The sequence below is a fragment of the Deltaproteobacteria bacterium genome (assembly GCA_016235345.1).
In the GTDB taxonomy this organism is placed as follows: Bacteria; Desulfobacterota; Desulfobacteria; order Desulfobacterales; family Desulfatibacillaceae; genus JACRLG01.
Genome location: JACRLG010000020.1, coordinates 56,941 through 70,899, shown reverse-complemented (window position 1 = coordinate 70,899; position 13,959 = coordinate 56,941). Strand labels below are relative to the sequence as shown.

14 protein-coding genes are annotated in these 13,959 nt (G+C 58.6%); 8 read left to right on the top strand and 6 right to left on the bottom strand.

Annotation, left to right across the window (positions count from 1 at the left end; translation table 11 throughout):
- Positions 1-56: 56 nt before the first annotated feature.
- From HZB23_09840 to HZB23_09820, 5 genes are all read right to left on the bottom strand, one after another.
- Positions 57-1,241 carry a hypothetical protein gene (locus tag HZB23_09840; protein MBI5844956.1) on the bottom strand — a complete coding sequence of 395 codons (1,185 nt, stop codon included), beginning with the start codon at positions 1,239-1,241 and terminating at the stop codon, positions 57-59.
- Between the two features lie 244 nt (positions 1,242-1,485).
- Positions 1,486-2,712, bottom strand: a complete 1,227-nt coding sequence (locus HZB23_09835; GenBank protein MBI5844955.1) for an aspartate kinase — start codon at positions 2,710-2,712, stop codon at positions 1,486-1,488.
- A gap of 97 nt (positions 2,713-2,809) precedes the next feature.
- The gene (gene tsaE, locus HZB23_09830) at positions 2,810-3,295 is read right to left on the bottom strand and encodes a tRNA (adenosine(37)-N6)-threonylcarbamoyltransferase complex ATPase subunit type 1 TsaE (GenBank protein MBI5844954.1); all 486 of its coding nucleotides are present in this window, start codon (positions 3,293-3,295) and stop codon (positions 2,810-2,812) included.
- A gap of 5 nt (positions 3,296-3,300) precedes the next feature.
- A complete protein-coding gene (locus HZB23_09825; protein MBI5844953.1) occupies positions 3,301-4,860 on the bottom strand; it encodes an NAD(P)H-hydrate dehydratase in 1,560 nt (519 codons plus the stop codon).
- A 17-nt stretch (positions 4,861-4,877) separates the two neighbouring features.
- Entirely contained in the window at positions 4,878-5,597 is a 720-nt protein-coding gene (locus HZB23_09820) for a pyridoxine 5'-phosphate synthase (protein MBI5844952.1), read from the bottom strand.
- A gap of 380 nt (positions 5,598-5,977) precedes the next feature.
- Between HZB23_09820 and HZB23_09815 the strand changes: the two genes are divergently transcribed.
- From HZB23_09815 to HZB23_09780, 8 genes are all read left to right on the top strand, one after another.
- Positions 5,978-8,074: a DEAD/DEAH box helicase gene (locus HZB23_09815; GenBank protein MBI5844951.1), complete on the top strand. Its 2,097-nt coding sequence runs from the start codon at positions 5,978-5,980 to the stop codon at positions 8,072-8,074.
- A 121-nt stretch (positions 8,075-8,195) separates the two neighbouring features.
- Positions 8,196-8,849 (top strand): CPBP family intramembrane metalloprotease, encoded by a 654-nt coding sequence (locus HZB23_09810; GenBank protein ID MBI5844950.1) that lies wholly within the window; start codon positions 8,196-8,198, stop codon positions 8,847-8,849.
- Between the two features lie 22 nt (positions 8,850-8,871).
- The gene (locus HZB23_09805) at positions 8,872-9,567 is read left to right on the top strand and encodes a ubiquinone/menaquinone biosynthesis methyltransferase (GenBank protein MBI5844949.1); all 696 of its coding nucleotides are present in this window, start codon (positions 8,872-8,874) and stop codon (positions 9,565-9,567) included.
- A 90-nt stretch (positions 9,568-9,657) separates the two neighbouring features.
- On the top strand, positions 9,658-10,056 hold the full coding sequence (locus HZB23_09800; protein ID MBI5844948.1) for a DNA-binding protein: 399 nt from the start codon (positions 9,658-9,660) through the stop codon (positions 10,054-10,056).
- Positions 10,057-10,090: 34 nt separating this feature from the next.
- A complete protein-coding gene (locus tag HZB23_09795) occupies positions 10,091-11,152 on the top strand; it encodes a branched-chain amino acid aminotransferase (protein MBI5844947.1) in 1,062 nt (353 codons plus the stop codon).
- A gap of 214 nt (positions 11,153-11,366) precedes the next feature.
- Entirely contained in the window at positions 11,367-12,383 is a 1,017-nt protein-coding gene (locus HZB23_09790) for a tRNA-dihydrouridine synthase family protein (GenBank protein MBI5844946.1), read from the top strand.
- A gap of 28 nt (positions 12,384-12,411) precedes the next feature.
- Positions 12,412-12,945 carry an epoxyqueuosine reductase QueH gene (locus HZB23_09785; protein ID MBI5844945.1) on the top strand — a complete coding sequence of 178 codons (534 nt, stop codon included), beginning with the start codon at positions 12,412-12,414 and terminating at the stop codon, positions 12,943-12,945.
- Positions 12,946-13,102: 157 nt separating this feature from the next.
- Positions 13,103-13,555 (top strand): single-stranded DNA-binding protein, encoded by a 453-nt coding sequence (locus HZB23_09780; GenBank protein MBI5844944.1) that lies wholly within the window; start codon positions 13,103-13,105, stop codon positions 13,553-13,555.
- 102 nt (positions 13,556-13,657) lie between these two features.
- Here HZB23_09780 and HZB23_09775 read toward each other — a convergent pair whose 3' ends face one another.
- A complete protein-coding gene (locus tag HZB23_09775) occupies positions 13,658-13,837 on the bottom strand; it encodes a twin-arginine translocase TatA/TatE family subunit (protein ID MBI5844943.1) in 180 nt (59 codons plus the stop codon).
- Between the last annotated feature and the right edge of the window lie 122 nt (positions 13,838-13,959).

Genomic DNA, 13,959 nt, shown 5'->3' with positions numbered 1-13,959 from the left:
CGTGACGGAATTGGCTTTGACGCACAACACAGCGGATCGCGTTTTTCGACAGCCTGTTAGGGGGAAGGCTCCCGCCTGTCGATGGCAAGCCGCCCCTTGTACTCGGCTATGACCCGTGGCCTGTCCATGCCCGCCAGTATGAGTTTTTTTCTTATCATGAGGTCGTCCCAGGCTGGCTGGACTCCCACCTCCCTCAAGGCTTTTTCGGGATTGGCGAGGGCGGGGTCCAGCACCTTTTCCCCCATGTGGGTGTCATCGCCCATGAATATGAGGATGCTTTTTCCGGAAATCCCGCATTTCCTGTTTTTTTCGTTCACCACGGAAATCAGAAAGTCGGTGTAGCGCCTTGACTGGGGATTCCACACCTCGTAGCCGTCAACGTCGTATTCGGCCAGAAGTATGGGCCAGAACTGCTCCGGGTGTGGTATCACCACGCCGCCGCCAAGGCTCCTGGCCTCCTCTATGATTTCGCTTGTGCGGTAGAAATACTGGAGGCTGAAACCGGCCTTGACCCCCATCTTTACCGCTCGCATGAAATTGACGGCCCGCTCTATTGGAGCCTTGCCGTAGATCGGCTTCAACCGGCTGAAATAGTGGGGCAACAGCTTGTTTTTCAGGGCTTCTTTGGGCACCCGGTCCCAGTTTTCGGAGAGCATGATCTCGATTTTTTTCACCATGGCCCGCGTGAAATCCACTATTACCGGCGTGGCCCCGGTTTCCGAAGCGGCCTTGCTGACGATGATGGCGTCCGGCAGGGTGATGGCGTGTATCAGATCGAAGAGCTGGGTCGCCCGGTAACGGAAGGTGTGGGCGAGCATGGATTTCAGCACCGGGGCGTCCTTCACCCGCTCCTTTTGAAAGTGCAGCAGAAGCTGGACCTTCTGGTTGAAGCCCCGCGAGTAGCAATCAACCTCGACTCCTGCATAGTCGCCGTATTCCATTATCTCGTTGTGCTGGGTGGGGATGACGAGTTCCTCCCGGCGCGCCGGGAACATGGTGTCCATGCGCCTTGAAACGAGATTCAGCGGAACGTGTTCTGGGTGCCAGTGGACGGCCAGAACCTCCTCCTGGCGGGGGAAGGTGAGGCCCGGAACGGCGATTCTTTCCTCCTGCTCCTGCGAAAGGCCGGTTTCCACGGTCTCGAAAAAAAGAGCCAGTTCCAGATCGGTCACCCCATCGGCAATGCCGCCAAGGGGCTCGGCCACTGACTCAGCCCGAAAACGTTTTTCGGCCTTTTCCATTCATTGTCCGATCGAGAGATGAGGATAGACCGGTTCTTGTGAAGTATTAAACCCGATGAAGCGCATCACGTCATATTTTTTCGATCGTCGCTCCACCCTTCTCATCGAAGCCTCGTCCTGGAGGCGTGAAAGCGCGAACTGGCAGCGTTCGCACGTCGCCTCGCGGCTCGGTCACGTACAAAAACGTACTCTCCCTCGCCACTCGCTTGCGCGCCTTGCATTTCATCGCTTTCACGCCTCCAGGTCACGCCTCCTGGACGGCGTCCAGGCCAAAAGCGGTGTGAAGACTTCTAACTGCCAGCTCCGAGTATTTTTCCTCTATGGCGCAGGTGATCCGTATCTCGGAGGTGGAGATCATCATGATGTTGATGCCGTCCTTGGCCAGGGTGTCGAACATCTTCGCGGCGACTCCCCGGTTGGTGCGCATTCCCACGCCTATGACCGAGACGGTGGCCACGTTTTCGTCACCGGCCACGCTCTCCGCGCCGACCTCGGACGCGACCTTGCGGACCACTTCCATGGTGCGCTTGTACTCGGTGCGGGGCACCGTGAAGGTGATGTCCGTGAGGTTGCCGGAGCGGGTGTTCTGGATGATCATGTCCACCGAGACCCCGATGTCAGCCACTGCCGAAAAAATCTTTGATGCTACTCCGGGCTGGTCCGGCACCTTGGTGACCGTTACGCGGGCCTCTTTTTTGGAGGAAGTCACGCCTTCCACCACCATGCATTCCATGCCTTCTTTTTCGCTCACTATCATGGTGCCCTCCTCATCGCAGAACGACGACCGGACATGAACCGGCACGTTGAATTTCTTGGCGAATTCCACCGAACGTATCTGGAGCACCTTGGCCCCGTGGTCGGCCATTTCCAGCATAACGTCGTGGGTTACGGTTTTGAGCATCCTGGCCCTGGGAACCACTCCTGGGTCTGCGGTATAGACCCCTTTGACGTCGGTGAATATCTCGCACACGTCAGCGCTTACTGCGGCGGCAACGGCCACTGCCGAGGTGTCCGAGCCGCCCCGCCCGAGGGTGGTCACGTTGCCTTCCTTGTCGACACCCTGAAACCCGGCCACCACCACTATTTTCTTCTGGGCCAGAAGTTCCCTGATGGGGTCCGGGTTGATCCTGGTGATGTGGGCGTTGGACCAGACGCTGTCCGTGCGTATCTGGGCCTGGTAGCCAAGAAGGGACTGCGCCTTATAGCCCATGTTGTTGAGAGCGATGGCCATGAGGGCCACGGTCTGCTGTTCGCCGGTGGCCACCAGGACGTCCATTTCCCGGCGGTCCGGCCTTTCGGTTATGACCTCGGCCATCTGGATCAGGTGATCGGTCACCCCTGACATGGCTGACAGGACCACCACCACATCGTTTCCTGCATCGAAGGTGGCGGCCACCTTTTTTGCGACGTTCTGGATGCGCACCATGTCGCCCACTGACGTTCCGCCGTACTTTTGCACCACAAGACTCATGGCGTTACCTCGTTTTTGGTGAAACCCTTTGAGTTACACTGCACTTCCGGTACTGCTCCGTCGGGGACTTCCCGATAGATCAATCCGGGGCTTTCAATCAGAAAAAATCCAGGTCATCCGCCAGATCGAACATATCCCGACCGGCATCGATAAAGGTTAGAGCCCGGCTGGTCTCGCCGGTGATCTCAAAACTTACCACCATGTCAGCCATTAAAAGGGCCTCATCCACCCGGTCCGCCCATTCTACGGCGGTTACCGAGTCCGGATCCTGGCCGTCGAAAAGGCCCGTGGTGTCCAGCTCAGCCGCGTTTTCCAGGCGGTAGAGGTCGGCGTGAACAAAAGGCACCCGCCCCGGATACTCGTTCACCAGGGTGAAGGTGGGGCTTGTGACCGCCACCTCCGGGTCGACCCCAAGTCCAACTGCAAGCCCCTGGGCGAAGCAGGTCTTGCCCGCCCCAAGGCCGCCCACCAGGGCCAGCACGGTTCCGGGGGCGAGCGTTTCTCCAAGCGCCCTTCCGGCCTCGCGGGTTTCTTCCGGGCTTTGGGTGAGGACTCTGCGGCCTGCCGCAGTTGCCGGGTCCATGAGCCTCACCCGAAGACCAGTTTGACGGCGCGGGGCAGGGCGTCTGCGACCTCGGAGGCAAGAAAGCCCCATGGCCCCTTATCCCTTGCCAGGATGTCCCCGGAAAGCCCGTGGAGATGGACACCGGCGCAGGCTGCGTCATGGGGCTCGTATCCCTGGGCGATGAGCGCCCCTATGATTCCGGTTAGTGCGTCGCCCATTCCGGCGGAGGCCATGCCCGGGTTTCCGGTGGAATTGACGCCGACCTTTCCTCCGGGAAGGGCGATTACCGTGCCAGCGCCCTTCAGCACCACCGTCACACCGTATTCCGTGGCGAATTTCCGGGCCGTCCCCATGCGGTCCCTTTGGACGTCAGCCGTCGATGAGCCGCTAAGCTTCGCCATCTCCCCCGGATGGGGAGTAATGATTACGGCTGATTTCGCCTTTTTTAGAACCGTGGGATCAAGGGCCAGGGCATTTAAGGCGTCGGCGTCGATGACCACAGGAACCGGGCTTTCGGCCACCACGCGGGCCACGAACCCGGCGGTTTCCGGGGCGGTTCCCAGGCCGGGGCCCAGGCCGGGGCCCAGGGCCAGGCATTTTTTCCCCTCAAGAAGCGCCAGAACCTCGTCCGCAGCGTTTTCATTCAGATTGCCCTGGTCGGTCTCGGAAAGGCCCTCCGTCATGGCCTCTGTCACCCTTATCTCAAAAACCGGCTTCAGGCATTTCGGGCCGGCCAGGGTGACAAGCCCGGCCCCGGCGCGCAGGGCCGCGTGTGCCGAAAGGCAGGCGGCTCCGGTCTTTCCGGGTGAGCCCGCAACCACAAGAAGGTGGCCGGTGGTCCCCTTGTGTGCGCATGGGTCCCGCTTGACGAGTATGGCCTTCACGTAATCCAGGTCCACCAGGAAATGCCTGGGCGAGACTTCCTCCACTACGCTCGTGGGGATGCCGATGTCGATGACTTCCATTATTCCGCGAAGGGACGCGCCCGGCTCCACCCAGAGCCCAACCTTGGGAAGTGCGAAGGTTGCTGTGGCGTCGGCTTTTATGCAGACGTCAGCCTCACCCGTGTCCGAAAAAAGGCCGGAGGGGACGTCCACGCTGAAAACGAATTTTTTCCGGGAGTTGATGAATTCTATCATTTCCCGGTAAATGCCGCTGACCGGAGAACTCAGCCCGGTTCCCAAAAGGGCGTCTATCCACGCCTCGCAAAGGCTCATGGCTCCCGAAAGCCGCGAGAGGGCTGCGGAATCGGTTACCTCGAAAACCGGCACGCCCATCTTTGGAAGAAGCGCCAGATTGAGGGCCGCGTCGCCTTTTACCTCGTCTTTTTCCGCAAGGAGGTAAACGCTGACGTCCGCGCCGATCTGGGCCAGGCACCGGGCCATGACGAATCCGTCGCCGCCGTTGTTGCCCCTTCCGGCGGCCACCGCCACGCTTTTTTGGGCAAGGTCGGGCCTCATGCGCAAAAGCATTCCAAAAGCCCCACGGGCGGCGGTCTCCATGAGGACGCACCCGGGAATTCCGAATTCCCCGATGGTCTTTTTGTCCATCTCCCGCATTTCAGCAGCCGTGGCAAGGTGCATGGATTACGCCTTTTCGGTCATACCCTTCGGGCCAGCTTCAACATTTCCTTCACCGCCCGGTCGAGCCCTGCGAAAACCGCGCGGGATATGATGGAGTGGCCTATGGAGAACTCGGCTATCTCGCCTATGCCCGCGAAATCCTGAATGGTCTGGTAGCCGATTCCGTGGCCCGCGTGGACCACAAGCCCGGACTTGTGGGCGATCTTGGCCGCCGTGGCGATTCTCGAAAGCTCGCGCTCCCTGTCCTGGGGAAGCCTTGCGTCGCAGAAAGCGCCGGTGTGAATCTCCACTATGTCTGCGCCTATGGCTGCCGCCGTGCGCATGGCCTCCGGTTCGGGATCGAGAAAGAGGCTCGCCAGGATGCTGTTTTCGTGAAGAAAGACGATGGCCTCCTCCACGGATTTTTTGTTCGCGTGAAGGTCCAGGCCGCCTTCGGTAGTGATCTCCTGGCGTTTTTCCGGAACCAGGGTGGCCTGGTGGGGTTTCAGCTCCGCAGCAATGGAAAGCATTTCAGAAGTCGCGGCCATTTCCAGTATCATTTTGGTTTTCACAAGCTGCCGGATGAGCCGCGCGTCCCGGTCGTTAATGTGCCTTCTGTCTTCACGCAGATGCACCACCACCCCGTCGGCCCCGGCCATCTCCACCATCATGGCAGCAGTGGCCGGGTCAGGCTCAACTCCGCCGCGCGCCTGCCTGAGGGTGGCCACGTGATCCACATTGACCGCCAGTTTCGCCATTTTAAGTCCGCCTTTCAAAAAGCTGAAACGTTAAGTTATCCGATATTGTTGCAAAAAATATGGGTCGGGCCGCCAAGGCCGGATAATTCGGTTGCCCTGATTTGCGCGATGCCCGGCCAGGAGAGGGTTTTGGTTCCTGTCGTGAAAGCCGGAGCCTGTCTGCATCGCAAACTTTTTATTTGGCATTTTGAATGACGGAAATCAAGAAATAATCAAGGGACTTTCAAACTATTCGCATGATGAGGCTTTGCACCGGGGCGGGCGTCATTGATTCCTGTTGTCAAACGTGTTATTCTATGGCGTTACAGGTGATTATGCGCCTGCCCAAAATTCGAAGGAGAGCATGAAGGCTTTCCTTTTACATATGATAACGGAGCCTTATGTCAAGATTCATCTGTCCCGTGGTAAAACCTTCTGCGGATTCACGCTTGAAACGCGCCTTTTCGAAAATCGGCGTTCCCGAAGCGTGCGAATTCGTTCCCGATCCCTTTCAGATCAAAGCCGTGGAGGCCGTGCGGGAAAGCGACTGCCTGGTCACCGCCCCCACCGGAAGCGGAAAGACCTGGATAGCCGTAAAAGCCCTGGAACACATCCTGGAGCAGGGCGGCAGGGCATGGTACGCCTCGCCCTTGAAGGCCCTTTCCAACAGCAAGCTAATAGAGTTCGGGCGCATATTCGGCCCGGACAGGGTGGGAATCCTCACGGGAGACCGCAAGGAAAACACCGACGCGCCCATCATAGTTGGCACCACCGAAATTCTGCGCAACCAGCTTTATGACTCCATGCACCAGGGAAAAAACCTCGCCTTTGACCTGGTTGTCATGGATGAGGCCCACTACCTTTCAGACCCGGACCGGGGCGTGGTGTGGGAGGAGACCCTCATCTACCTGCCACAGAGGGTGCGGCTGCTTCTGCTTTCGGCCACCATAGGCAACGCCGCCGATTACGCGGGCTGGATTTCCGGAATAAGGCAGGAGCCCTGCGTGGTGGTGGCCGAAACCCAAAGGCCGGTGCCCCTCATTCCCCTTTTCCTGCATCCTTCGGGTGAGCTTCTTCCCTTGTCCTCCATGAAGGGCTTGAAGGTCCTGGGTGGCCTGGACCGCAAGGTCTCCGCCTTCAACCAGGATTACAAGAGACGCAGATTCCAGTTTTCGCGCGGGCTTCCGCCGGTCCGGGACGTCTTGAAGGTGCTTTCCGAGTTCGACCTTCTGCCAGCCATCTTTTTCATGAAAAGCCGCAAAGACTGCGACGCGGCCCTGACCCAGTGCCCGGAATCCCTTCTGTACGACCCCGAAAGGCAGCGCCGCATAAAAGAATGCCTCGCTGGTGTGTTCGAGCGCAACCCTCATCTTGCGGGCCACAAGCAGGTGTCCTTTCTCACCTCCTGCGCTGCGGCGGCCCACCATTCCGGGCACCTTCCTGCCTGGAAACTGGTGGTTGAGGGACTGATGGAGGAAGGGCTCCTGGACGCCGTTTTCGCAACCTCAACGGTGGCGGCGGGCGTCAACTTTCCCGCAAGGACCGTGGTGATCTTCAACTCGGACAGGTTCAACGGCATGGAGTTCATGCCCCTAACCCCCACCGAGTTCCACCAGATGACGGGCCGCGCGGGCCGAAGGGGCCTGGACAGCATTGGTTTTGCCCTCATGGTTCCGGGCGCACACATGGACCTGGAGCGCGTGGGGGCCCTGGTGGCGGCAGGGGCGGGGCCCGTGATATCCAGGCTCAAGATCGATTTTTCAATGGTCTTGAACCTTCTTCTGTCCCACACTCCTGAGGACGTACACATCGTTCTGGACCAGTCTTTCGCGCGATTTTTGATGGACAGGGAAAAAAAGGCCAAGGACAAGCGTCTCGGCTGGTACAGGGACGCCGCCAACCCGAATTTCCTGTGGAGGGAGTTTCTGCGGCACCTGGAGTTTCTGAAGGAGCTTTCCTACGTGGGGCCGGACGACAGGCTCACCGAGGACGGAATCTGGGCCAGCAGGCTCCGGGTGGACCTTCCGCTCTTCATCGGCGAGTGCTTCAGGAAAAACCTTCTTCCGAAGAATGATCCGCGCATCCTGGCCGCCATGGTGGCTGTTTTCGTGCAGGAAAAGGAGATGGAGGAAGGTCCGGGCGCGGGCGACGCCCCCAAAAAGCTCGTTGTGGCCTACAACAGGCTGGTGGAGGGCCTGACGCCTTTGACCGACCTCATGATGAGCCGGGGCTTTTCCGTGCGCTCGCTCTCGCCCTGGCCCGCCGCCGCCGTCTACGACTGGGCCAGCGGAAAAAGCTGGGAGGAAACCGCCAAAAACGCCCGGATCGCCGAGGGCGACCTTGCCATGCTCATCACCCGCGTTGCGGAAAACTTGAGGCAGATGACCTCGCTGGATTTCGTCTTTCCACAGGAGGCCAAGGCGGCCCATGTTGCCATTGATCTATTGATGCACGGGCCTCTGGACACTTCCGACGTGATCATTGACGTCACATCGTAAAGCCTCTCCGGAAAATTCCCCATAAATCCGTCCAGGGTAAAATTTCGTTGACGCGATGCGACAAAAGTTGGAAACCTTTCCCCCTGGTAACTTTCCTGGAACGTTCTTCGGGGTTTTTCCGATGGTTTCGCTTGCTCTTCAAAAGTCTTCCGCTTCAAAGGCCCCGTCAAGCCTCGTTCTTGCCGCCAGCGTGGCCGTGGCGGCTGTTCTTTGGTTTTTCTCATTTTACGTGGCCTTGGGAAATTTCTGGATCAAGATAGCATGTTCCGCCGCGTGCCTGGCCTGCCTTGCTGCGTATTTCGGCGAAAGGCCGTCGCAGTGGTTCGCCTTCACCAAAAAGGACCTCCTGTGGGGACTCGCCTCAGCGGCGGCCCTTTATTTCATCTTTTTCGCTGGAAACGCCGTGTCCAGGCTTCTTTTTTCATTCGCGGACATCCAGGTGGGCGGGCTATATCAGAAGGGCGAGGGAACCGGGGCGGGCCTCATTCTGCCGATTCTGCTTTTCGTGACCGGTCCTTGCGAGGAAATTTACTGGCGCGGATTCCTCCAGAAAAACCTGATGGAGCGGCTTGGCCCGTACAAGGGCATAGCACTCGCCACGGCCCTTTACGCCCTGGTGAACCTGCCCGCCAAAAATTTCATGCTGATGGGAGCGGCGGTGGTGGCCGGGCTTTTCTGGGGCTTCATGTTCCTTAAACTGGGGCGCGTTCCGGCCCTCATTATTTCCCACAGCGTGTGGGGCGTGGTGATTTTCGCGGTTTTTCCCATCGCCTGACGAATCACCCGAAAGGGGCGCAATGAAGATCGAAAAAAGGCCCGAAGACGTCCGGGCCATGTTTGACGGCATATCCAAAAATTACGACCTGATGAACCTTCTCATGACCCTTGGACAAGACCGATCCTGGAGAAGGTGCGTGGCGGAAATGGCGGCCCCTCCCAAGGGGGGAAGCGTCCTTGACGCCGGGGCCGGAACCGGGGGAATCTCCATTGAGCTTTTGAGGCGCTGGCCCGAAGCCGCCATCACCGGCGCCGATTTTTCCCCGGAGATGCTGGCCATCGCCCGCAAGAGGCCGGGGGCCGGGCGCATAAGCTGGGTGCTCGCCGACGCCACGGCCCTTCCCTTTGCCGACGAATCCTTTGACGCGGTCACGTCGGGCTACCTTGTGCGGAACGTGCCGGACCCGCTCGCGGCTTTTTCCGAGCAGGCCAGGGTCCTGAAGCGCGGGGGCCGGGTGGTCTGCCTGGAAACCTCCCCCCCGCCCGATTCCCCGCTTCTGCCCTTCATCAGGGTTCATCTGAAGTACGTCATTCCCTTTCTTGGAAGCCTTGTTTCTGGAAACAGGTCGGCCTACACCTATCTCCCGGAAACCACGCAGAATTTTCTCTCCACGGAAGCCCTCTCAAAGGTGATGGGGCAGGCGGGGCTTAGGGTCGTCAACGTGAGGCGCTTCATGTTCGGCACCCAGTCGGTCATTACGGCGGTGAAATCCTGATCTTGGCCGGGCCGCGTTCTGAAAATCCGCTCATTATCCATAAAAATTCCTGTTGATTCAAACGTCGGACAGGTTTATTTAGTTAAGATTATGGACACTGCAATAAAAATACAGCCGCAGGCCCTTGAAAATTCCGCAAGGGCAGGCCGGATTTTTTCCGAAGCCATCCCCAGGGGAAGCGACGTGGTGGAAAGCCTTTCGCGATTCGCCCTGGAAAAAGGCGTTGAAAAAGCCCTGGTGTGGGTCTTCGGCACTGTTTCACCCGCAACTGTAGGGGTTTGGGACCCGGTTCAGGAGGTTTCCGTCACCGAGCGATACGAGGGCTTTTTCGAGTTCGTGTCGGCCTCGGGACGGATCGTACAGGGTGACTCCTCTCCGGTTCATCTTGCCGCAACGCTTGCGGGCTGCGACTTGAAAATTGTGGCGGGTAAAATTTTTTCCCCCACCCGCTCTTTAACGGTCCGGTTCGATATGATGGAAATAGCGTAAATCCGCTAACGGTCAACAACCAAGGAGCTTTTTAATGGACCTTTCAATATCAAAATCACAAAGCCTCAAAAATCGCCCCGATGAGAACAAGCTCGGGTTCGGCACCTATTTCACCGATCACATGTTCCTGATGGATTATTCAAAGGAAAAGGGCTGGCATAACGCCAGGATCGCCCCCTACGGCCCCCTTTCCATGGACCCTTCCACCATGGTTTTTCATTACGGCCAGGCCATTTTCGAGGGGCTCAAGGCCTATCGCACGGCGGAAAACAGGATTCAGCTTTTCAGGCCCCAGGCTAACCTGGAGCGCCTGAACAACTCGGCCCGCAGGCTCTGCATTCCGCCCATAGACGAGGCCTTCGGACTCGAATGCCTCAAAAAACTGGTGGAGCTTGAGGGCGAGTGGGTGCCCCGCCCGGAAGGCACATCGCTTTACATCCGCCCCACCATCATAGCCACAGACCCCTTCCTGGGAGTGCGGGCGAGCTTCACCTACACCTACTTCATCATCCTGTCGCCCGTTGGCGCTTACTACCCGGAGGGCTTCGCGCCCGTCAAAATCTGGGTCACCACGAGCTACGTGCGGGCCGTGCCGGGCGGAGTGGGCGAGACCAAGACCGCAGGCAACTACGCGGCAAGCCTCTACGCCGGCGAAAAGGCCCACGAGAACGGCTACACCCAGGTCCTGTGGCTGGACGGAGTGGAGCGCCGCTATGTTGAAGAAGTCGGTGCCATGAACATCTTCTTCGTGCTGGACGGCGAAGTGATCACCCCGTCCCTTTCGGGCAGCATCCTTCCGGGCGTCACCCGCGACTCGGTCTTAAAACTCGCCCGCCACTGGAACATGAAGGTGTCCGAGCGCCGCATCTCCATAGACGAGGTCATGGAAGCCCACGCCAAGGGAAAACTGGACGAGTGCTTCGGAACCGGCACAGCAGCAGTCATCAGCCCGGTGGGCGAACTTCGGTACAAGGACCAGGTGATAAAGATCGGCGACGGCTCCGTGGGGCCGGTGGCCAACAGGTTCTACAAGGCCATTACCGACATCCAGTATGGGCGGGCCAGCGACCCGTTCAACTGGATTGTGCCTGTGTAGTCGCCTTCCCCAAAACGCGAACTGCTGTGTCGAGCTTCAAAGCCAACTCCGCCACGTACTTTCAGTACGCTTGCTCGTTGGCTCCTCGCTCTCCTTGCATTTCATCGTTTTGGGAAAGGCTTGATTGATAGCCAGCTATAAAATGTTTTTGGACCGAGCGTTCCGGTGGCCGGGTGGAGACAAGCCCGGCCACCTTTTTTATGGAAAAAAATTGATGGATTTGGCGGATTTTCTGAACAGGCCCCTTGAGATAGGGGGGAGGGTGGTCAAAAGCCGCCTGGTTCTGGCTCCCATGGCGGGCATAACCCACGTTGCGTTCCGGCGGCTTACCGCCGAATACGGCGGTGTCGGAATAGCCTTTTCGGAGATGTCATCCTGCCGGTCGCTGCCCAACGAAAACCCGAAAACCAGCAGGGTCTTCCGCTGGCGGGAGGATGAAAAGCCGCGTCTCGTGTGGCAGATTCTTGGGGCCGACCCTGACTTGATGGCGCGGGCCGCAGCGCGAATGGAAAAGGAGGGCTTTTTCGGGGTTGACCTCAATTTCGGCTGCTCGGCTCCGGCCATCACCAAAAAAGGCGGCGGCGCGGCCCTTCTCAAAGACCCGGAAAGGGCCGGGGCCATGGTGGCGGCGGTGAGAAAGGCCATCTCCATCCCCCTTTTCGTGAAATTCCGCACAGGATGGGAGGACAACCCGGAAAAGGCCGCTGACCTTGCGCGGATTTTTGAGGACAAGGGGGCCGACGCGCTCACCTTTCATCCTCGAACCGCCCCGGACCTCCGCACAAGGCCCCCCAAGTGGGACTATATAAGGATCGTGAAAAAGGCCGTCTCCATACCGGTCTTCGGAAACGGCAACGTGTTTTGCGTTGATGACTGCCAAAGGATGCTTGATCAGACAGGCTGCGACGGAGTATCCATAGGAAGGCTGGCTGCGGTGCGGCCCTGGATTTTTTCCCAGATGACCGGGGCCTATACGCCAAACGGAGGCGAGCACCTTGCGGCCCTTAAGCGGTTCGCGACCCTGTGCGCGGAAAATTTCGATCCCAGGCCCGCCATGAATCGCTTCAAGACCGTGGCGGGCTACATGGCGGCGGACTTCGCCTTCGGCCACACGTTGAACATTATGGTGAAAACCGCCTGGAGCCTCGAAGACGCCCTTTGGGCTGCCGAATCCTTTTTTTCGGACAACCCGGAGCCAGCCTCTGCGCTGAATCCCGCTCTTTTGGGTTGAATCCTGTCTGAAAACGGACTTCAAGTTCATGAAAATCCTTCTCCACAACTGCTGCGGCCCGTGCACAATTTACCCGCTTGGGGTGTTGAGGGCCGAAGGTCACGAGGTGACGGGCTATTTCCACGGCTCCAACATCCATCCGTTCACCGAGATGCAAAAACGCCGCGAGGCGCTCGATACATTCTCGCAACTGGCGGATTTCAAGGTGATTTATCAGAAGGAGTACGATCTCGAAGGTTTTTTGCGCGCCATTGCTTTCCGGGAGGCTGACCGGTGCAGGTTCTGCTACCACTTAAGGCTTTCGGCGGCGGCGGCGATTGCCCGGCACGGCAAATTCGACGCCTTTTCCACCACGCTTTTGTACAGCAGGTTCCAGAAACACGAGCTGATCGCAGAAACCGGAGAAGCCGTTGCCAAAGAATACGGGGTCCCCTTTCATTACGCCGATTTCAGGACTGGATGGAAGGAGGGCATAGCAGAATCCAAGCGCCTGGGCCTTTATCGCCAGCAGTATTGCGGGTGTATTTACAGCGAAAAGGAGCGTTTTTTGAAGCAAGCCTGAAAACGCGAAGCGTGCAAACAGCCTCGATGCCTGACCTGCCCGGATTTCATCGTCTTTCACTGCCTGCTGCCGACTGCGGACTTTCGTCTTCAAGCGTTCTTGACACAGGGATTTGAAATCGGTACAAAAGCCATACACACCAAACATGGAGGAAGGCATGGCAAACGGCGTAAACAAGGTCATCCTTATCGGGCACCTGGGGCGCGACCCGGAAACCCGCACAACCCAGAGCGGGCAGACCGTGGCCAATTTCACCCTGGCAACCACGGAAAGATTCAAGGGCGAGGACCGCACCGAGTGGCACAGGATAGTGGTCTGGGGCAAACTGGCCGAAATCTGCGCCCAGTACCTCACCAAGGGCAAGCAGGTGTTCATCGAAGGCCGCATCCAGACCCGCGAGTGGGAAGACAAGGAAGGCAACAAGAAGACCACCACCGAAATCGTGGCCAACGAAATGCGGATGCTTGGTTCCAAGGGCGATTCCCCGTCCCAGGGCGGCGGCTGGCAGAAGCCTGCGGCCAAGCCTTCGGGCGGCTATCCTCCCGCCGGTCCCCCGGCCCAGGACAACTACGGCCCGCCTCCCATGGACGATGACGACATCCCGTTCTGATTCCGCATCTCCTTCATAAAAGCCGAAACCCCGCCGGGACTTGCATCCGTGCGGGGTTTCGGCTTTTCTTTTGAAAGAAGGATGAACGGCTTTCTGTGAATCCTATGAATCGCCCTTGTCGAGCTTTTCGGGCTCCTTCTTGTCCTCTTCCCGCACCGATTCCTTGAAATTCTTGATTCCCTTTCCGATTCCGGCTCCAAGCTCAGGGAGCTTGCCCGCGCCGAAAACGATCATCACGATCACAAGGATGACGAGCCACTCGGTTCCGCCGATTCCAAACATGGTTTTCCTCCCGCATATTGGGTGCTGCAACTGATGCATCTCATAAACTATAGCACCCGCCGGAGAGGGTGTCAAATTTCCGGCCATGCGAAAAGCCGCCAGCCTGCCTGAACCCCATCCGC